Below are 18373 nucleotides of genomic sequence, written 5' to 3'. Positions count from 1 at the left end.
CGCCGGGCCAGGGCCGGTACCCGCCCGAAACGGCCAGTACCGCCTTACGCCACCCGGCCGCGGCGTGCGCGTTCCAGGTGCACCAGCAGCAGCGAGATCGCCGCCGGGGTCATGCCCGGGATGCGTTGCGCCTGGCCGATGGTCTGTGGCCGCACGCGCTCCAGCTTCTGCAGCACTTCGGCCGAAAGCCCGCGCACCGTCGCGTAATCGAAACCTTCGGCGATCGGCGTGGCTTCATGACGCTGTTGACGCTCGATCTCCTCGCGCTGGCGGTCGAGGTAGCCGGCGTACTTCACGCCGATCTCCACCTGCTCGGCCACCTTGCCATCGGCCACGGCCGGGCCCAGCGACGGCACCTGCATCAGCTGCGCGTAATCCAGTTCCGGGCGCTTGATCAGGTCCAGCACGTTGGTTTCGCGGCTGACCGCCACGCCCAGCGTTTCCTGCAGTTCGCGGCCCAGCGCGTTGGCCGGGGTCGCCCACAGTGCCCCAAGCCGCGCGCGCTCGGCGGCGACGGCGGCCTGCTTGGCCTCGAATGCGCTCCAGCGGCGGTCATCAACCAGGCCCATCTCGCGGCCGGCCGGGGTCAGGCGCTGGTCGGCATTGTCCTCGCGCAGCTGCAGGCGGTACTCGGCGCGGCTGGTGAACATGCGGTAGGGCTCGTTGGTGCCGTGCGTGATCAGGTCGTCTACCAGCACGCCCAGGTAGGCTTCGTCGCGGCGCGGGCACCAGCCGTCCAGCCCGCGCACCTGGCGTGCGGCGTTGAGGCCGGCCAGCAGGCCTTGCGCGGCGGCTTCTTCATAGCCGGTGGTGCCGTTGATCTGGCCGGCGAAGAACAAGCCGTTGACCAGCTTGGTTTCCAGCGAGGCCTTCAATCCACGCGGATCGAAGAAATCGTATTCGATCGCATAGCCAGGGCGGGTGATGTGCGCGTTCTCGAAGCCGCGGATGCTGCGCACCATCTCCAGCTGCACGTCGAACGGCAGCGAGGTCGAAATGCCGTTGGGATAGATCTCGACGATGCCCAGCCCTTCGGGTTCGACGAAGATCTGGTGGCTGGCCTTCTCGGCGAAGCGCACCACCTTGTCTTCGATGGACGGGCAGTAGCGCGGGCCGATGCCTTCGATCTGGCCGCTGTACAGCGGTGAGCGGTGCAGCGCGTCGCGGATGATCTGGTGGGTCTGTCCGGTGGTGTGGGTGATCCAGCAGCTGACCTGCTGCGGATGCTCGTCCACCGAGCCGAGGAAGGACATCACCGGGCGCGGCGAATCGCCGGGCTGCTCGTCCATCACGCTGTAGTCCAGCGAGCGGCCGTCGATGCGCGGTGGCGTACCGGTCTTCAGGCGGTCGACCTGGAACGGGCGCTCGCGCAGGCGCGCAGCCAGCGTGGTGGCCGGCGGATCACCCATGCGGCCGGCGGCGTACTGGGTCGGGCCGACGTGGATCTTGCCGGCCAGGAAGGTGCCCGCGGTCAGCACCACCGCCTCGGCGTCGAAGCGCAGGCCGGTCTGGGTGATGACCCCGCGCACGGCGTCGCCTTCGATGATCAGGTCGTCGACGGCGGCCTGGAACACGGTCAGGTTGGCCTGGCTTTCGACGATGGCGCGGATCGCCATGCGGTACAGGTTGCGGTCGGCCTGGCAGCGGGTCGCGCGCACCGCCGGGCCCTTGGAAGCGTTGAGCGTGCGCCATTGGATGCCGGCGCGGTCGGCGGCGTGCGCCATCGCACCGCCGAGGGCGTCGATCTCCTTGACCAGGTGGCCCTTGCCGATGCCGCCAATGGCCGGGTTGCAGCTCATCGCGCCCACCGTTTCGATGTTGTGGGTCAGCAGCAGGGTGCGCACGCCGGTGCGGGCCGCGGCCAGGGCGGCTTCGGTGCCGGCGTGGCCACCGCCGATGACGATCACGTCGTAACGATGGAAGGACGGGTTCATGGAGACTGTTCAGCTGGAGACGGGCGCAGCCGCTGGCGGCGCCGGGGTGGCGATTTTAGCGCCATTCGGGGGCCGCGACGCCGATGCCAGCGAACCGGCGCCTAAATCAACCCTAAAGTTGGCAGGGTTTTTGCAGATAACCCAATAGCACCCACCGTGGCTGGCGCCTTTTGGCGCTTGCGACCGGAATTGGAACAGGGGCCGGTACAGGCGCATGGTGGGGGAGCAGAGGGCCGGCAGTCGGGGGACTGTCCGGCCCTGTTTTTTCGGAGCTATCGGAAAGGGCCCCATCCACGCCCTGCGTGGATACCGCCGGGGCGACCCGAAAAACAAACGGCCCCGCAATGCGGGGCCGTCTGCCTTCAGAGGTGCCGACATCCGACAGGGCCGGAACAGGGGGGATCCAGATGTTCCTGTCGGATATCGACGTAGAGCTTTTTGCGGCGGCCCCTGTCGCTTTTGTCACTTTGTGACGCGGGCCGTCACTATTCCCGTAGAGTGCGGCTTGAACCGTGTGAAATGCAAGACGTTTCAGCGCTCAACTGTGCGCTGCGTCGCACGTTCCATGTTGCGCCACGGGGAACCATTCATCCTCGGCGCGCTCGGGGCCGGGGCAGGGCGGGCCTGCGGTGGCGGCGCGGAAGGCGGCATGCTGGACTGCGGCGGGCGACGCAGCGAATCCATGTTCCGCCACGGCGAGCCGCCGTTGGATGACGGCCGCGTCGGCGGCGGCGGACGGTTCTCGCCACCATTGCCGGGTGGGCGCGGCGGCGGGCGATGGTTGTGCGGCGGGCGATAGATCGGCCGCGAGTAGTACGGGTAGCCGTAGCCACCGTAGTAGCCGCCATAGCCGCCGTAGTACGGGTAGCCGTAACCGTAGGGATCGCCGGCCGGATAGCGGTACTCCACCGACGGTGCGCCGTGGTAGTAGCCGCCACTGCGACCACCGCCGACGTAGTCGTAGGTGGTGCAGCCGGACAGGGCCAGCAGCAGGCCGCCGACAAGCAACAGGCGCGTTTTCATGGTGGGTCCCCCCAGAGGACGGGTGTGCGGCCAGCTTCGTGCGCGGGCATTGAATCAGCCCTTAACTCCGCTGCCCAGAATGAATGGAGACGTAGGCCCGCATGCTGGCATGACCTGTGCCCCGGTCGCCAGCGCGGAGGCATACGTTAATCTTGCGTCATGAGCGATTCACTGTTGCCCCGTGCCGATGACGTCCTGCTTGCTGCTGCGAGGATCGCCCCGCATGCCAGCGTGACCCCGGTGCTGCGCTCGCGCACGCTTGATGCGCTGGCCGGCGCGCAACTCGCCTTCAAGGCAGAGCACCTGCAACGCGGCGGTGCATTCAAGTTCCGTGGCGCCTGCAACGCCGTGTGGTCGCTGGAGGCCGGCCGGGCCGATGCCGGCGTGGTCACCCACTCCTCCGGAAACCATGGTGCTGCGCTGGCGCTGGCCGCGCGGACCCGTGGCATTCCGTGCCACGTGGTGGTGCCGGAAGGCGCGGTGGCGGCCAAGCTGGCCAACATCGCGCGCCATGGCGCCACCCTCTGGCGCTGCCCGCCGACCACCGCCGATCGTGAGGCCGCCTGCGCCAAAGTGCAGGCCGATACCGGCGCGACTCTCGTCCATCCATACACCGACCCGGCGGTGATGGCGGGGCAGGGCACCGCCGCGCTGGAGCTGCTGCACAGCGACGGCCCGTTCGACGTGCTGGTCGTGCCGGTCGGCGGCGGTGGCCTGGCCAGCGGCACCGCGCTGGCCCTGCAGCATGCCAGCCCGCAGACGCGGCTGGTGCTTGCCGAGCCCGCCGGTGCCGATGACATGGCGCGCTCGCTGGCCGCAGGGGAGCGCCAGGGCGCATTCGTCCCCGACACGATCTGCGATGGCCTGCGTACCCTGGTCGGTGCGCCGAACTTCACGTTGCTGCAGGCGGCAGGTGCCGAGGTGATCGTGGTTGATGACACCGCGACGATGGCGGCGATGCGCCTGCTGTGGGAGGTGCTCAAGCAGGTGGTCGAGCCGTCGTCGGCCACCGTGCTCGCTGCCGTGCTGGCACAGCCACAGCGCTTCGCCGGCCTGCGCGTGGGCCTGGTGCTGTCTGGTGGCAATGTCGACCTGCCTGCGCTGCGCTGGGGCGCGCCATGAGCCGCGACCGGCACCGGCCTCGCACCGGCCTGCTGGGCTGGCTGTGGCGGTTGTCCGTCCTGCTGGTGATCTGGCTGCTGGGCGTGATTGCCTGGATCGTCTGGGTCGGTGAACGCGATCAGGCGGCGAAGGCGGACGCCATCATCGTGCTCGGGGCCGCCGCCTACGACGCCAAGCCGTCACCGGTATTCGAAGAGCGCATCCGCCACGGCCTGGATCTGTACGAGGCCCGATACGCGCCGCTGCTGATCTTCACCGGCGGCTATGGCGGCACCGGCGCGCGCTTCTCCGAATCGCAGGTGGCGCGCCGCTATGCGATCAAGCATGGGGTACCGGACGAGGCGATCCTGATCGAGACGGCGTCGCGCAACACCGTGCAGAACCTGGTCGAAGCCAAGCGATTGATGGACCAGCGCGGCCTGCACCGGGTGATCATCGTCAGTGACCCGCTGCACATGGCACGCGCGCTGCGCCTGAGCAAGGCGCTGGGCATCGATGCGCTGGCCTCGTCGACGCCGAGTACGCGCTTCCGCAGCTTCCACACCAGCTGGCGTTTCCTGGTGCAGGAAATCTACTTCTTCCACCGCGACCTCGTGCGCCCGCCGCTGAGTTCGCCGGCCAGCACCTGAGGCGGAAGCCCGTTTGGGGTGCCAATCTTGGTTGGCACTACCTGTCAGATCGCGATTCTGCCGGCACTGTGCCGACCAAGGTCGGCACCTGCCAGAGCGATTGGCGTACGGCGTGGCACTACCGGGTCAGGTCTGCTTGCGCCGGATCGGAATCGCCGATACCGGCACCGACGCCACGTCATGCCCGCCTTCGCGGATCGGGGCGCCGGGATCCGGTGCCCACGCATGGGCGTAGATCACCTCCCAGCTGCTGGGCAGTTTGCCGTCAGCGCGACGCATCGGCTCGTAGGCTGCCGCCGCCGCAGTGAATCGGCCCCGCCCGGTCAGCGTGTGGCGGCGGTCCACCCTGGCGTTGGTCGCACCCATCGCCCGCAGCTCGCGCATCAGGGCGGGCAGGTCGTCGTAGGTGAGGGTGAACAGGTCACGGTCGAGCACCGGGTCGCGGAAGCCGGCCATCATCAATGCATCGCCGAACTGCGCGATCTGCGCGAAGCGGCTCACGTGCGGACGATCGTCGGCGACGGCGAAGGCTTCGTTGAGTTCGACCAGCGTCTCGGGGCCGAACGTCGAGCACAGCAGCAGGCCACCGGGCTTGAGCACGCGGCGGAACCCGGCGAACACGGCCGGCAGGTCGTCCAGCCACTGCAGGCACAGGTTGCTGAAGATCACGTCCACGCTGTTGTCGGCCAGCGGCAGCGCGGCGGCATCGGCGCACAGGCGCTGGAACGGCTTCCACCAGCCGGCCTGGCGCTTGGCCTGGTCCAGCATCGGCAGTGCCACGTCCAGCGCGATCACCTGCGCCTTCGGCCAGCGCTTCTTCATCAGCGCACTGGCGTGGCCGGTGCCGGCGCCGATGTCCAACACCACTTCGGGCCTGCGTGCTTCCAGGTAGTCCAGTGACTCCACCAGCCGTGCCTGCACCTCGCGCTGCAGGGCGGCGGCGGCGTCGTAGCTGTTGGCGGCGCGGGCAAATGCGCGGCGGACATGGCGGGCATCGAAGTGGGACGGCATTGCGAAAGTCTCTCAGAACGTACCAGGGTAGGCGCCGCCGTCGATCAGCAGGTTCTGCCCGGTGAGGTAACCGGCCTGTGCACTGCACAGGAAGGCGCAGGCGGCGCCGAATTCGTCCGCCGTGCCGAAGCGGCCGGCGGGAATCTGCTGGCGGCGGCGCTCGGCCACTTCGCCGGCATCGCCGCCCTTGCCCGCAGCGTGGGCGAAGTTGGCACGCAGGCGGTCGGTGTCGAACTGACCGGGCAGCAGGTTGTTGATGGTGACGTTGTGCGCGACGGTGCGGCGCGACAGGCCGGCGACGAAGCCGGTCAGGCCGCTGCGCGCACCGTTGGACAGCGCCAGGGTATCGATCGGCGCTTTCACCGCCGAAGACGTGATGTTGACGATGCGGCCGAAGCTGCGCTCGATCATCGCGTCCACGGTGGCACGTATCAGTGCAATCGGCGCCAGCATGTTGGCGTCCAGCGCGGCAATCCAGTCGTCACGCTCGAAATTGCGGAAGTCGCCCGGCGGCGGGCCACCGGCGTTGGTGACCAGGATATCCACCTGCGGGCATGCGGCCAGCGCCATGGCACGACCGGCCTCGGTGGTGACGTCGGTGGCGACCGCGCGGACCTCAGCGGCGCCGGGCAGGGCGCGCAGCTCTGCGGCGGCGACCTGCAGTGCAGCCTCGCCACGGGCCACGATCACCACGTTGACGCCTTCGCGCACCAGCGCCCGCGCGCAGCCCAGGCCCAGCCCCTTGCTTGCGCCGCAGACCAGTGCCCAGCGGCCGTTGATACCCAGATCCATGCGTCAATCCAGCGGAATTCGGAGGGGGCTCATTGTCCGCCATCGGCCGGTGACAGGCCGGCAACGAAGTGTTGCAGGGCGGTGGCCACCTCGTCGGCATGGCCGAGGAACGGCGCGTGGCCGCCGTGGGCGATGGCCAGCGCCTGCGCGTCCGGGGCCAGTGCGGCGGCGGCTTGCATCGCCGCCGGAGACACCAGCCGGTCACGCTGGCCGGCGATCCACAGGCTGGGCCTGGCCAGCGTCGGCAGTGCCCCGCGCAGGTCGGTGCTTTCCAGCAGCCGCAGGCCTTCCAGCAGGGCGCGTTCGGTGGGCGCGCCGCGCTCGACCAGGCGCTGGCGCAGCGTGCGCAGCTCCCCGCGCGCGTGCGCCGAGCCCATCACGTCCAGCGCAAGAAAACGTTCCAGGGTGCCGCTGAAGTCGGTCGCCAGCTCGCGCCCGAACTGCTCGAACACCGCCGGTTCCACTGCATGCGGCCAGTCTTCGCCACGCACGAAGCGTGGCGTGGCCGCGATCATCGCCAGCCCGCGTACCTTGGGCAGCGTCGCCGCCGCGTGCAGCGCGAACAGGCCCCCCAGCGACCAGCCGCACCACACCGCCGGCGGCGTGGCCGCGGCAATGGCGTTGACCACGAACGGCAGGCGCAGCGGCGTGCTGTCCTCGCGGCTGTGGCCATGGCCCGGCAGATCAACCAGATGCAGGGTGAACCGATCGGCCAGGCGCTGTACCAACGGTGCGAACACGCCGCCCTGCAGGGCCCAGCCATGGATCAGTACCAGATCCGGCCCCTGGCCGGTGACATCGATATGCATGGGAAAACGACAGCAGGCTCAGGCAAAGACAGGCAACGGCGGTGGCGCGGCGTCGCGCACCGCCAGGTCCACGCGATCGCGCGCGCTGGCGATCGCGTCAACCAGGCCACGCACCTGTTCCGGCGTATGCAGCGCGGACAGTGTCACGCGCAGGCGTGCCTTGCCTTCGGGCACGGTGGGCGGACGGATCGCGCCGACCAGCCAACCGGCCTGTTCCAGCGCCCTGGACATCGCCACGGCGCGTCGATCGTCACCACACAGCAGCGGCTGGATCGGCGTTTCCGAGGCCATCAGGTCCAGCCCGTGGCGGCGTGCTTCGCTGCGGAACAGCGCGATCAGGTCGGTCAGTTTCGAACGGCGCCAGTTGTCACGCCGCGCCAGGCGCACCGCTTCCAGTGCAGCGGCGGCCATCGCCGGTGGCACAGCGGTCGTGTAGATGTAGGGGCGCGCGGTCTCGGCCAGGTGCTCGACCAGATCGTCGCGGCCCAGCACCAGCGCGCCGGAACCACCCAGCGCCTTGCCCAGCGTGACCAGCTGCAGCGGCACATCGTCCACGCCCAGCCCGGCGGCGGCGACGGCTCCCCGCCCATCGCCGACCACTCCGACGCCGTGCGCGTCGTCCACGTAGAACAGCGCTTGTTGCAGGCGAGCCACCAGCGACAACGCACGCAGCGGGGCGATATCGCCGTCCATGCTGAACACGCCGTCGGTGGCCAGCATCGCCGCGCCGTCGGGCGCGTGCTTGAGCTGGCGCATCGCACCTTCCGCGTCCAGATGCGGATAGCGGCGCAGGCGTGCACCGGCCAGCCGCGTCGCATCGAGCAGGCTGGCGTGGTTGAGCTTGTCCTGCACGCAGACATCGTGTTCTTCGCTCAGCAGCGCCTGCTGCACCGCCAGGTTGGCGGCAAAGCCACTGCCGAACAGCAGCGCACGCGGGTAGCCCAGCCATTCGGCCACTTCGCGCTCCAGCGTGTCGTGCAGGGCATGGTGGCCGCACACCAGGTGCGAGGCGCCGGCACCGGCGCCTTCGCGCGCAGCCGCATCCTGCAGTGCATTGACCACGCTGAACTGCTGGGCCAGGCCCAGGTAGTCGTTGCTGCAGAAGCCGGTCAGCCACTGGCCGTCCACCTCCAGGCGCACACCGTCACGCCGGCTGACCGTGCGTCGCGCGCGGCGGCGGCCTTGGGCATCGCGCAGGGCGCGTTGGGCGTTTAGGCGGGCGGTCAGGTCGGGGCGGGCCATGGCGGCTGAATGCGGCGACGGGGCGGCTAGGGTAGCGCGTTGCCGCGACGCGTGCCTGTACCCCGTCTCAGGCCGCGTGAGCGCAGCCACAGCCGGACGCATCGGCGCCGATGTCGGCGTGCACGGTGCCACCGTGATCATGGCCGGCGGCGTCCACCTGCACGGCCATCGGCTGCAATCCCAGCCGCGCGAACAATGCCAGGTCGCGCTCACTCTCGGGGTTGCCAGTAGTCAACAGCCGGTCGCCGTAGAAGATCGAGTTGGCACCGGCCAGGAAGCACAGCGCCTGCAGTTCGTCGCTCATCGCCTCGCGACCCGCCGACAGCCGCACCATCGAGCGCGGCATGGCGATGCGCGCCACCGCGATCATGCGCACGAACTCGAACGGGTCCAGCTCTGCACTGCCATGCAGCGGCGTGCCCGCCACCTGCACCAGCCTGTTGATCGGCACCGAATCAGGGTGCGCCGGCAGCGTGGCCAGTGCCAGCAGCAGGCCGACGCGCTGTGCGCGCGTCTCGCCCATGCCGACGATGCCGCCGCAGCAGGTCTTCAGGCCGGCATCGCGCACGTGCTCAAGCGTGTCCAGGCGGTCCTGGTACTGGCGGGTGTGGATGATCGAATCGTAGTAGTCCGGTGCGGTATCGAGGTTGTGGTTGTAGTAGTCCAGGCCCGCATCCTTCAGCGCGCGCGCCTGCTCGCCACTGAGCATGCCCAGCGTGGCGCAGGTCTCCAGGCCCAGTGCCTTCACCCCGGCGATCATCGCCGCCACCTTCGGGATGTCGCGGTCCTTCGGTGAACGCCACGCCGCACCCATGCAGAAACGCGAGGCACCAGCGGCCTTGGCCTGGCGAGCCTTGGCCAGCACCGCGTCGGTATCCATCAGCTTCTGCGCGTTCACGCCGGTGCTGTAGCGCTGCGCCTGCGGGCAGTACGCGCAGTCTTCCGGGCAGCCACCGGTCTTGACCGACAGCAGGGTGGACACCTGCACCCGCGACGGGTCGAAGTGCTCGCGATGGACCGCCGCAGCGCGGAACAGCAGTTCGGGGAACGGCAGATCGAACAGCGCCTGCAGTTCGTCGTGTTGCCAGTCGTGGCGGATGGAGGCAGCCATGGCGGAACCTTGGGGACGCGTGGAGCGAGGGCGGCAGTGTGGGTGGGTGTGGCAGGCCTGTCAACCATAGTAATTTTGAAATGGTTTACAGATCCTTCGTGAGTCAAGCACCGACACATGCATTGCATTTCACCGCATGCTGCAAGGCGTCCAGCCACATTGCCTGCTGCACAACGTAAGTGCTGGCGCGCAGACTCTTTCCCATGATCGATCTTTACTGCCTCCGCGGCCGCATCACCGCGCTGATCCTCAGCGAAGCCTGGCGCCGCCGCGCCGCGCTCTGGGGCGGCGCCGTGGCCGTGGCGCTGGTGGCCATCCTGTTCGCCAAGGCGAGCGACGCGGCGTTCCATCTGTTCCAGCGCATCACCTCGCACTCGCCGTGGTGGGCCCTGCTGCTCACGCCTGGCATCTTCGCGCTGCTGGCCTGGCTGACCTCCGGTGTGCTGAAGCCCACCCGGGGCAGCGGCATTCCGCAGGTCATCGCTGCGTTGGAAAAGCCGGACGAGCCGTTCCGCAGGACCAACCTTTCGCCCGCAGTCTCGGCCGGCAAGCTGTTGTTGACGTCGTTGTCGCTGCTCGGCGGCGCCTCGGTGGGGCGTGAGGGCCCGACGGTGCATGTGGGCGCCAGCCTGATGTACCTGTTCGGCCGCTGGTTCGACTTCAAGGACCCGCGCGAGCTTTCGCACTTCCTGCTGGCAGGTGGTGCGGCGGGCATTGCCGCGGCGTTCAACACGCCGCTGGCCGGCATCGTCTTCGCCATCGAGGAGCTCAGCGGCCGCTTCGAGCATCGCTTCTCCGGCACCCTGCTGACCGCGGTGATCGTCGGCGGCGTGGTATCGCTGGGCCTGCTGGGCAACTACACCTACTTCGGCCAGGTGAGTGCGCGACTGCCGCTGGGCCAGGGCTGGCTGGCAATCCTGCTGTGTGGCGGTGTGGCGGGCTTGCTGGGAGGCCTGTTTGCGCGCGCGGTGCTGGCCAGTGCGGCGGGCCGCCCGCGCTGGCTCGGGCAACTGCGGCAGCGGCACCCGGTTCTGCTGGCCGCAGGCTGCGGTCTGGTGGTGGTACTGCTGGCGATGGCGTTCGGCCAGGGCGCGTTCGGCACCGGCTACGAACAGGCACGCAGCCTGGTGCAGGGGCAGGCGACGGTCGGCCACGAATTCGGGCTGATGAAGCTGCTGGCCAACCTCGCGTCGTACGTGGCCGGTATTCCCGGCGGCCTGTTCTCGCCGGCGCTGGCGGTCGGCGCGGGACTCGGCCACAACCTGGCGGTGCTGATGCCGGGCGTGGACCCACGCGCGTTCGTGCTGCTGGGCATGTGCGCCTACCTGACCGGTGTGACCCAGGCGCCGCTGACCTCGGCGGTGATTTCGCTGGAGCTGACCGACAGTGGCGATCTGCTGCTGCCGATCCTGGCCACGGTGCTGCTCGCGCGCGGTGTGTCCGGGCTGGTGTGCCGGGTGCCGATCTATCGTGGGTTGGCGGAGCTGTTGATGGTACCCGCCGTTGCGCCACTGGGGCCTGGACAGGGCGAACGCCTTTCCTGACGGGCGGCGCGCTCCGCACCTGCGGGCAGTTCCGACACTGCAATCGGTGCTTCGCCGATGGCTGCACGCGGGGTGCGCCGTCAAACATGTGGGATGCGTATTGATCTCCTGCGTTCTGCAACCCGTGTCTCCCGCGCACTGCTTGGCGTCCTGCTCCCCTTGCGATGCCTGGTATGCAACGATCCTGGCCATGACGGCCTGGACCTCTGCCCGGCCTGCCTGGCAGAGCTGCCCTGGTCCGGTCGCGCGTGCCTGCGATGCGCCCTGCCGCTGCCCGGCAACGCACTGATCGTCTGTGGTACCTGCCGCGATGAAGCGCCGCCGCAGATCGCTACGCATGCCAGCCTGCTGTACCTGCCGCCGATCGACCAGCTGCTGGTGCGCTACAAGTTCCACCAGGATCTCGCGGCCGGGCGCCTGCTGGCGCAGTTGATGCAGCGCGCACCGCCGCCCTGGACCTGCCTGCCGCTGGTGCCGGTACCGCTGCATGCCCGCCGCCTGCGCCAGCGCGGCTACAACCAGGCCGCGGAACTGTGCCGGTTGCTGCCGATGCCGGTCTGGCAGGGCCTGTATCGTCGGCGGCATACCCCGCCACAGTCCGAACGTACGGCCGAGCAGCGCCGGGAGAACCTGTTCGATGCGTTCGACGTGCGTGGGCCGGTGCCTTCGCGGCTGACCGTGGTCGATGATGTGATGACGACCGGCAGCACGGTCATGGAGATCGCCGAGACGCTGCGCTGGGTGGGGGCAGAAGAGGTACGCGTATGGGTGTGCGCGCGGGTGCCGTGATCGCCACCTTCATCGCCGGCAGCTAGGATGGGGCCGGTTCCGGATCGAAGGAGTGGCCATGCATTCCCCCCTGTCTCCCCTGCTGTCGGCGGTTGGCCGTAGCTGGTGGATCCTTCTGCTGTATGGCCTGGTCGCTCTCGGCTTCGGCATCATCGCCATTGGCTGGCCGCTCTCGGCGGCGATGGCATTGGCCTGGACGCTGGGCGTGATGGCCATCATCGAAGGCGTCATCAGCCTGTTCGCGCTGGTCAGTGGGGGCAGTGGTGCCTCGCGTGGCTGGCTGGCGTTGTATGCCATCGCTTCGCTGGGCTTCGGCATCCTGGCGGTGATCAACCCGATGGCCACCGCCAGCGTGCTGGTGCTGTTCCTGGCGGCGTGGCTGCTGGTGGCCGGCATCTATCGAATCGTGTTCGCGATCCGCGTGCGCAAGCAGATCCAGGGCGAGTGGCTGCTGATTCTCAGTGGCGTGCTGGCAGTGGTGCTGGGCCTGCTGTTCGCGGCCAACCCGTATGCAGGCGTGGCGGTGACCACGCTGTGGATCGGCATCGGCAGCCTGCTCTACGGGCTGCTGCAGGTGCTGGTGGCGTTCAAGCTGCGGAAGCTGAAATGAGGACGGTGCTTTCGCTGTTGCTGGGGGCGGTAGTGACACTGACCGGATGCGCGCCGGGCGGCCTGCCCGATGCGCTGACAGGTGGCAAGGATCATCCGCCGCGTCCGGGCGTGGATGTGCGCCTGAGCGCGGTGGACGCAGCCGGCAAGGGCACGCCGGTGCAGTGGCAGGGTGAAACCCTGGCCCTGCGCGAGCCGCCGATTGCCGGCAGCGCCGACATTGCCGATGTGCGCTACGTGCTGGACCAGGACAAGCAGCCTGGCCTGCAGATCCGCTATCGGCCCGAAGCGCACCAGCGCATCCACGATGGCACGGAAGCACTGGTGGGCCAGCGAGCGGCGATCAGCGTGGATGGCCGCGTGCTGATGGTGGCGACGGTGAAAGGCCCGTTTGGTGAATCGATGATGCTGAGCGGGCTTCCGAGCATTGCCGAGGCGCAGGAGATGGCCAGGCACATCACGGGCCAATGACGGGCGCCCCAACAATCCCGTGCGACGTGCGAAGGGCGACCACGCTCGACCGCTACCGGGCGAACCGCGCCTCGATCTCTTCCAGGGACCTGCCCTTGGTCTCCGGCAACCAGAATGCGGCCACCAGGAAGAATACGAAGGTACACGCGGCCCAGAACAGGAACATGCTGGCGTAGCCGTGGTGGCCCACGGTGGGCAGGAAGAGGGCGGCAATGGTGGTGGACACGAACTGGTTGATCAGCAGCGCGATGCTCATGCCATTGGAGCGGATGCGGTTGGGCATCAGCTCCGATAGCGCCAGCCACACGCACACGCCGGGGCCGACTGCGAAGAAGGCGACGAACACCAGGATGCAGGCGGCTACTGCCCAGCCGTGCGCGGGCGGCGGTACCGGACCAATGCGGGCCTGTTCGATGCGCAGCGGTGCCTGTGCGGCACCGGCCGGATCGGCGAACGGGTTCAGATGGAGTCTACGGAAGAACGCACCGATCACGCTGTCCGGCTGCACGGTCCCGGCGCGCTCGATGCGCAGCTCGCGGTCGGTCAGGTTGTCGCTGCGCAGGGTACGCACATTGGTGAAGTCGCCGTAAGCGTACGACACCGTCAGCTGCATCGACCGGCCTTCGCTGTCGATGCCACCGCCCAGGCGCTGCCACTGCGCCTCATCCATCACCAGCTGCAGGTTGTCACCGCTGACTGCCGCCTGCAGCTGCGGCTGCACGTCGGCACGGCCGCGCTCGGCCTGGAAGAACAACGTGGCAGCGGCCAGCAGGGCCACGCAGATGCCGCCGCTGCCGAGCATCAGCAGGAACTTGCGGCCCTTGCGGTCGACCAGCAGCAGCGCGACCACGGTCATCACCGCGTTGAGCAGCTTGATCGCCACGTCGGCACCGTTGGCCACCGAGCCGGACAGGCCGGCCTGGTTGAGGATGTTCACCGCGTAGGCCAGCACCGAGTTGATGCCGGTGGCCTGGGTGCAGGCCAGCACCACGCAGGCGAGCACGAACGGCACCACGTAGCGGCGGCTGAGTAGTGGGTCGCGCCTGCCGTCGCTGCCGCTCGACTCCGGCGCCTGGATCTGCGCAAGCGTGGTTTCCACCTGCGTCGCAGGCAGCACCCGTTGCAGGCTGCGGCGCGCGTCGTCCACGCGGCCGCGACGCACCAGCCAGCGCGGCGATTCGGACAGCCAGAAAATGCCAGCGCAGAACAGCACGCCCGGCGCCAGGCAGCTCCAGAAGATGGTGCGCCAGGCATGGTCCTTCACCGTGAACAGTTCCTGTGCCTGCTGCGCAACCGGCAGCGAACGCACGGCTTCGGCGGCGGCATCCACCGCATGCGCGTGGTACAGGCCGATCAGGGCAGCCAGCACCAGGCCAACGGTCAGCAGCAGCTGGAACATGGCCGCGCCGCGCCCCCGTCGTTCGGGGCTGAGCACTTCGGCCAGGTACAGCGGAATCACGACGCCGATCAGGCCGCCACTGATGCCCTGCAGCAGGCGACCCAGCAGCAGTGGCGTGTAGCCGGAAGCCAGTGCCATGACCGGAATCGAGGCGGTGAACAGCACGCCGGCCAGCAGCATCGCACCGCGGCGGCCGATCAGGTCGGCGACCATGCCGGCGAACAGCGAGGACAGCACGCTGCCCAGCAGTACTGCCGCCACCACGAAGCCGAGCTGCTGGCTGCTGAGCTGCCAAGCGTGGCTGGCGGTCGCTTCAAGATAAGGCAGGGCGCCGGCGATGATGCCGATGTCGATGCCGTACAGCAGGCCACCGAGGCCGCCGATGAAGAGCAGGTAGCGTACGGGCCAGCGCGGGGCGGTGCTTGCAGTCATCGGCAGTTCCTGTGGTAGCGCCGGGCCAGGCCCGGCGGCGGTTCGTCGCAGAGTGCATTCTGTAGAGCCGAGCCATGCTCGGCTGCTTTCCGTTCCGATATCGAGGTTCCCCATGCCGCGCTTCGCGCGGTGAGCCGAGCATGGCTCGGCTCTACAGGGAGCCCGCGCGGCATCCGGGCCGCATCGCTTGCGTCAGGTCAGATCGACCAGGCGCCCACCGATGACCACCTGCAGCAGGCGCAGTTCGGCGTCCAGTACCACCAGGTCGGCACGGGCGTCGGGCGCGATGCGGCCGCGATCGCCCAGGCCCAGGTAGTCGGCCGGGAAGGTGGACACGCGCTGCGATGCGTCGGCCAGCTCCAGGCCCACGCGCACCAGGTTGCGCAGCGCCTGGTCCATGGTCAGCGCGCTGCCCGCCAGCGAACCGGTGGCCAGGCGCACGCAACCGCCACACTTGTGCACGCGCTGCTCGCCCAGGGCGTACTCGCCATCGGGCATGCCGGTAGCGGCGGTCGCGTCGGTCACCGCGTACAGGCGCGGAATCGCGCGCGCGGCCAGCCGGATCACGCCGGGGTGGATGTGCTGCAGGTCGGGAATGATCTCGGCGTACTGCGCATGTGCCAGTGCCGCCGCCGCGATGCCCGGGCGATAGTGATCGACGCCGGTCATGCCGTTGAACAGGTGGGTGAAGCCGGACGCGCCGGCCCGCAGTGCGGCCACGCCTTCATCGTAGGTGCCGGCGCTGTGGCCGAGCTGCACGCGGATGCCCATCGCTGAAAGCGCGGGAATCAGTGCGGTGTGCTCACCGATCTCCGGCGCCAGTGTCATGACCCGGATCGGCGCCAGCGCATGCAGCTGCTGCACCAGCGCCAGCGTGGCCTCGATCGTGCGGTTGGGTTGCGCGCCCAGGCGCTGCGGGCTGATGAACGGACCTTCCAGGTGCACGCCGGCAATGCAGGCGGCCTCGGCATCGGGCGCGTCCATCGCCGCGGCCACGCCACGCAGCGCATGCTCGATCTCGTCCAGGCCGGCGGTCATGGTGGTTGCCAGCAGCGTGGTGGTCCCAAAGCGCAGATGCGTGCGGGCGATGGTGCGTGCCACGTCGCCGCCCTGCATCAGGTCCACGCCGGCCGCGCCATGCACATGCAGGTCGATGAAGCCGGGCAGGATCACCGGCAGCTGCGGGTCATCGCCGCCGCTGTGGTCGTCCACCTGCAACTGGCGCACGTGCGAATCGAAGTGGACGAGCCCGCGCCGCCAACCCAGCGGGGTAAGGACGCGGCCTTGCAGGGAACGGGTGTCGGTCATGCGGCGGGCTCGGCGATGATCACTTCGATGCCAAGTCGCTGCAGTCCCTCGCAGGTCGCATCGTCGATGCCGGCGTCGGTGATGATGGCGTGGATCTGGTCCAGGCGAGCGATGCGGTGCAGGCTGACGCGGCCGAACTTGGAGGCGTCGGTCAGCACCACGACGCGGCGTGCGCGCTCGACCATGCGGTGGTTGAGCCGGGCTTCGGCCTCATCGTGGGTGGTCAGGCCAAACTGCAGGTCCAGGCCATCCACGCCCAGGAACAGGGTATCGAAGCTGTAGGAGTTCAGGCTCGCTTCGGCCTGGCTGCCCTGCAGCGAGAGCGACTGCTGGCGCAGCAGGCCACCGGTGAGCAGCACGGTGATGCCCGGCGCGTTGGCCAGTTCCCAGGCGATGTTCAGGCCGTTGGTCATTACCGTCACGTCGCGATGGGCGCGCAGGTGGCGGGCCAGGGTCATCGTCGTCGAGCCCGAGTCGATGATGATGTTATCGCCCGGCCGCACCAGCCGCGCGGAGCGCGCACCGATCGACTCCTTCAGCGGCAGGTTCAGTGCGTCCTTCTCGTGGATGTCCTGTTCCTGCGGCGGCGTGCGCACCAGGGTGGCGCCGCCGTGGGTGCGGGTGGCCAGGCCCTGCGACTCGAAGTGGGTCAGGTCGGCACGGATCGTCACCGCCGATACGCCGAAGCGCTCGACCAGATCGGCGACCTGCACCGAGCCGTGCTCGATCAGCAGCTGCAGGATCTGTTGCCGGCGGGAGCGGGTGTTGCGCATGGCCATTCTCGGTTTCGCAGGGAAAGGTAGAGATTAGCCGTTCGCAGGAACGCCGGCAGCCGAACTTGCGTTCTGCCTGCGGGCTCCGGCCTGGTTGGCGCTGCAGGCGCGGGCGTACTCGCCCAGGCACAGGCCGATCCGGTGCTGCACCAGTGCGGTGGGGGTGTTGGCCAGGGTGCCTTCGCGCACCGCGCGGTACTGCTCCGGAAGGTACTGGCTGAGCAGCACCAGCGGCGGCGCGTACTGTTCCAGGTTGGCGAACAGGGTCTGCACCGCCTGCACCAGCGCCGGCTCACCCCAGTAGTAACGGCAGCGGTCGCTGAAGGAATAGCTGCGCAGCAGGCGCAGTGCCGCCTCATCGCCCTGGTAGTAGGCCTGCCAGTACTTCGGCTGCGCCACCATCACCTCATCCAGCACCTGCGGCAGGCGCGAGCACTGCGCTGCCGGCAGCAGTTCGGCTTCGATCGCCGCCAGCGCGAACAACGCTTCGCGATAGGCGAAGGTAGCCGCCGGGCCGACCTTGAGGATGGCGAAGTGGTCGCGCACCAGCGCATGCAGGCCGCTTTCGCGCTGGTAGTCGGTCGAATGCGCTTCGAACACGATGCGCGGCTGCTGCTCGAGGAAGTCGGCCAGTTCGTGGGCGGCGGCCGCGTCGTATTCGTGCACGCTGCTGTGGTCGAAGTCCACGCCCGGCTGCACCACCATCGCGATCACACGCTGCCACGCATCGCGCAGCTGTGGCGTATCGAACGCCTGCCGATGGATGGCCAGGGTCTGCGCGGCGGCGGCTGGCGTGGTCACCTGCAGGCCGTCGGCGAGGGAAGCTTCGCCACCGGGGATCGGCACTTCGGTGCCGATCACGTAGACCGGCGGCGGCAGGCCGTGTTCGGCGGCGGTGCGCTCGGCGATCTCGGCCAGCTCGGCCGAGCGTGCGGCGACGATGGCATCGGGCAGCGGCACCGGATCGTCGGCGCAGGACATGCTGCAATCGAGGTGGATCTTGTGGAAACCGGCGGCGACGTAGGCTTCGATCAGCACGCGCGCGTGGGCCATCGCTTCGACGGCCGGGCGCTTCTGCCAGGCATTCGGGCCAAGGTGGTCGCCGCCCAGGACCAGCCGCTCGCGCGGGAAGCCTTCCTCATCGGCCAGCGCGCCCACGTAATCGCGGTACTGCGGCGGGGTCATGCCGGTGTAGCCACCGAACTGGTCGACCTGGTTGGAGGTGGCCTCGACCAGCAGCACGGTGCCATGCGCCAGCGCCACGTGCATGGCCGCGCGCAGCACCTGCTCGTTGCTGCAGCAGACGCTGTACAGGCCGACGTTGGCGCCGGCGCGGTGGGAAGCAAGCAGGGTCTGCAACGGGGACATGGTCACG

General features: G+C 69.0%; 17 protein-coding genes. 6 read left to right on the top strand and 11 right to left on the bottom strand.

Annotated features, from left to right (window positions below):
- Positions 1-44: 44 nt before the first annotated feature.
- Positions 45-1934 carry a tRNA uridine-5-carboxymethylaminomethyl(34) synthesis enzyme MnmG gene (gene mnmG / locus A9K58_RS05005; RefSeq protein WP_065198295.1) on the bottom strand — a complete coding sequence of 630 codons (1890 nt, stop codon included), beginning with the start codon at positions 1932-1934 and terminating at the stop codon, positions 45-47.
- A 531-nt stretch (positions 1935-2465) separates the two neighbouring features.
- Entirely contained in the window at positions 2466-2957 is a 492-nt protein-coding gene (locus A9K58_RS05000; RefSeq protein WP_065198294.1) for a hypothetical protein, read from the bottom strand.
- Positions 2958-3116: 159 nt separating this feature from the next.
- Here A9K58_RS05000 and A9K58_RS04995 point away from each other — a divergent pair, with 159 nt between their 5' ends.
- Positions 3117-4079 (top strand): pyridoxal-phosphate dependent enzyme, encoded by a 963-nt coding sequence (locus A9K58_RS04995; RefSeq protein WP_065198293.1) that lies wholly within the window; start codon positions 3117-3119, stop codon positions 4077-4079.
- A complete protein-coding gene (locus A9K58_RS04990; protein WP_065198453.1) occupies positions 4064-4708 on the top strand; it encodes a YdcF family protein in 645 nt (214 codons plus the stop codon). The genes A9K58_RS04995 and A9K58_RS04990 overlap by 16 nt, the downstream gene beginning before the upstream one ends.
- A gap of 126 nt (positions 4709-4834) precedes the next feature.
- Here A9K58_RS04990 and bioC read toward each other — a convergent pair whose 3' ends face one another.
- The 5 genes from bioC to bioB all read right to left on the bottom strand — a co-directional run bounded on the left by bioC (position 4835) and on the right by bioB (position 9673).
- Positions 4835-5719, bottom strand: coding sequence for a malonyl-ACP O-methyltransferase BioC (bioC, locus tag A9K58_RS04985; protein WP_065198292.1), 885 nt, complete (start codon positions 5717-5719; stop codon positions 4835-4837).
- 12 nt (positions 5720-5731) lie between these two features.
- Positions 5732-6511 (bottom strand): SDR family oxidoreductase, encoded by a 780-nt coding sequence (locus A9K58_RS04980; protein WP_065198291.1) that lies wholly within the window; start codon positions 6509-6511, stop codon positions 5732-5734.
- Between the two features lie 29 nt (positions 6512-6540).
- Positions 6541-7320: a pimeloyl-ACP methyl ester esterase BioH gene (gene bioH / locus A9K58_RS04975; RefSeq protein WP_065198290.1), complete on the bottom strand. Its 780-nt coding sequence runs from the start codon at positions 7318-7320 to the stop codon at positions 6541-6543.
- 18 nt (positions 7321-7338) lie between these two features.
- Positions 7339-8562, bottom strand: coding sequence for an 8-amino-7-oxononanoate synthase (gene bioF / locus A9K58_RS04970; RefSeq protein ID WP_065198289.1), 1224 nt, complete (start codon positions 8560-8562; stop codon positions 7339-7341).
- A 67-nt stretch (positions 8563-8629) separates the two neighbouring features.
- Positions 8630-9673 carry a biotin synthase BioB gene (gene bioB, locus A9K58_RS04965; protein ID WP_065198288.1) on the bottom strand — a complete coding sequence of 348 codons (1044 nt, stop codon included), beginning with the start codon at positions 9671-9673 and terminating at the stop codon, positions 8630-8632.
- 203 nt (positions 9674-9876) lie between these two features.
- Between bioB and A9K58_RS04960 the strand changes: the two genes are divergently transcribed.
- The 4 genes from A9K58_RS04960 (at position 9877) to A9K58_RS04945 (ending at position 13086) form a co-directional block, all read left to right on the top strand.
- Positions 9877-11217, top strand: coding sequence for a chloride channel protein (locus A9K58_RS04960; protein WP_065198287.1), 1341 nt, complete (start codon positions 9877-9879; stop codon positions 11215-11217).
- A 93-nt stretch (positions 11218-11310) separates the two neighbouring features.
- The gene (locus A9K58_RS04955) at positions 11311-12006 is read left to right on the top strand and encodes a ComF family protein (protein WP_065198286.1); all 696 of its coding nucleotides are present in this window, start codon (positions 11311-11313) and stop codon (positions 12004-12006) included.
- A gap of 58 nt (positions 12007-12064) precedes the next feature.
- Positions 12065-12616, top strand: a complete 552-nt coding sequence (locus A9K58_RS04950) for an HdeD family acid-resistance protein (RefSeq protein ID WP_065198285.1) — start codon at positions 12065-12067, stop codon at positions 12614-12616.
- Positions 12613-13086, top strand: a complete 474-nt coding sequence (locus tag A9K58_RS04945) for a SecDF P1 head subdomain-containing protein (protein ID WP_065198284.1) — start codon at positions 12613-12615, stop codon at positions 13084-13086. The genes A9K58_RS04950 and A9K58_RS04945 overlap by 4 nt, the downstream gene beginning before the upstream one ends.
- 52 nt (positions 13087-13138) lie before the next feature.
- On the opposite strand, the gene A9K58_RS04940 is transcribed toward A9K58_RS04945, so the two are convergent.
- From A9K58_RS04940 to A9K58_RS04925, 4 genes are all read right to left on the bottom strand, one after another.
- Positions 13139-14917, bottom strand: coding sequence for an MFS transporter (locus A9K58_RS04940; protein ID WP_065198283.1), 1779 nt, complete (start codon positions 14915-14917; stop codon positions 13139-13141).
- Positions 14918-15109: 192 nt separating this feature from the next.
- Positions 15110-16225: an N-acetylglucosamine-6-phosphate deacetylase gene (locus A9K58_RS04935; RefSeq protein WP_065198282.1), complete on the bottom strand. Its 1116-nt coding sequence runs from the start codon at positions 16223-16225 to the stop codon at positions 15110-15112.
- A complete protein-coding gene (locus A9K58_RS04930; protein WP_065198452.1) occupies positions 16222-16998 on the bottom strand; it encodes a DeoR family transcriptional regulator in 777 nt (258 codons plus the stop codon). Before A9K58_RS04930 ends, A9K58_RS04935 begins: the two co-directional genes overlap by 4 nt.
- Before the next feature lie 33 nt (positions 16999-17031).
- Complete coding sequence (locus A9K58_RS04925) at positions 17032-18366, bottom strand: D-tagatose-bisphosphate aldolase, class II, non-catalytic subunit (protein ID WP_065198281.1); 1335 nt, start codon at positions 18364-18366, stop codon at positions 17032-17034.
- Between the last annotated feature and the right edge of the window lie 7 nt (positions 18367-18373).

Origin of the sequence: Stenotrophomonas maltophilia, from assembly GCF_001676385.1 — a bacterium.
GTDB lineage: Bacteria > Pseudomonadota > Gammaproteobacteria > Xanthomonadales > Xanthomonadaceae > Stenotrophomonas > Stenotrophomonas maltophilia_J.
The sequence above is the reverse complement of the archived record's forward strand: the minus strand, read 5'-3'. Positions and strand labels throughout refer to the sequence as shown.

What these genes read in the sequence shown, in the direction of transcription:
- mnmG (WP_065198295.1), bottom strand. Translation starts at nt 1,934, where the DNA reads ATGAACCCGTCCTTCCATCGTTACGACGTGATCGTCATCGGCGGTGGC.
- A9K58_RS05000 (WP_065198294.1), bottom strand. Translation starts at nt 2,957, where the DNA reads ATGAAAACGCGCCTGTTGCTTGTCGGCGGCCTGCTGCTGGCCCTGTCC.
- A9K58_RS04995 (WP_065198293.1), top strand. Translation starts at nt 3,117, where the DNA reads ATGAGCGATTCACTGTTGCCCCGTGCCGATGACGTCCTGCTTGCTGCT.
- bioC (WP_065198292.1), bottom strand. Translation starts at nt 5,719, where the DNA reads ATGCCGTCCCACTTCGATGCCCGCCATGTCCGCCGCGCATTTGCCCGC.
- A9K58_RS04980 (WP_065198291.1), bottom strand. Translation starts at nt 6,511, where the DNA reads ATGGATCTGGGTATCAACGGCCGCTGGGCACTGGTCTGCGGCGCAAGC.
- bioH (WP_065198290.1), bottom strand. Translation starts at nt 7,320, where the DNA reads ATGCATATCGATGTCACCGGCCAGGGGCCGGATCTGGTACTGATCCAT.
- bioF (WP_065198289.1), bottom strand. Translation starts at nt 8,562, where the DNA reads ATGGCCCGCCCCGACCTGACCGCCCGCCTAAACGCCCAACGCGCCCTG.
- bioB (WP_065198288.1), bottom strand. Translation starts at nt 9,673, where the DNA reads ATGGCTGCCTCCATCCGCCACGACTGGCAACACGACGAACTGCAGGCG.
- A9K58_RS04960 (WP_065198287.1), top strand. Translation starts at nt 9,877, where the DNA reads ATGATCGATCTTTACTGCCTCCGCGGCCGCATCACCGCGCTGATCCTC.
- A9K58_RS04955 (WP_065198286.1), top strand. Translation starts at nt 11,311, where the DNA reads ATGCGTATTGATCTCCTGCGTTCTGCAACCCGTGTCTCCCGCGCACTG.
- A9K58_RS04950 (WP_065198285.1), top strand. Translation starts at nt 12,065, where the DNA reads ATGCATTCCCCCCTGTCTCCCCTGCTGTCGGCGGTTGGCCGTAGCTGG.
- A9K58_RS04945 (WP_065198284.1), top strand. Translation starts at nt 12,613, where the DNA reads ATGAGGACGGTGCTTTCGCTGTTGCTGGGGGCGGTAGTGACACTGACC.
- A9K58_RS04940 (WP_065198283.1), bottom strand. Translation starts at nt 14,917, where the DNA reads ATGACTGCAAGCACCGCCCCGCGCTGGCCCGTACGCTACCTGCTCTTC.
- A9K58_RS04935 (WP_065198282.1), bottom strand. Translation starts at nt 16,225, where the DNA reads ATGACCGACACCCGTTCCCTGCAAGGCCGCGTCCTTACCCCGCTGGGT.
- A9K58_RS04930 (WP_065198452.1), bottom strand. Translation starts at nt 16,998, where the DNA reads ATGCGCAACACCCGCTCCCGCCGGCAACAGATCCTGCAGCTGCTGATC.
- A9K58_RS04925 (WP_065198281.1), bottom strand. Translation starts at nt 18,366, where the DNA reads ATGTCCCCGTTGCAGACCCTGCTTGCTTCCCACCGCGCCGGCGCCAAC.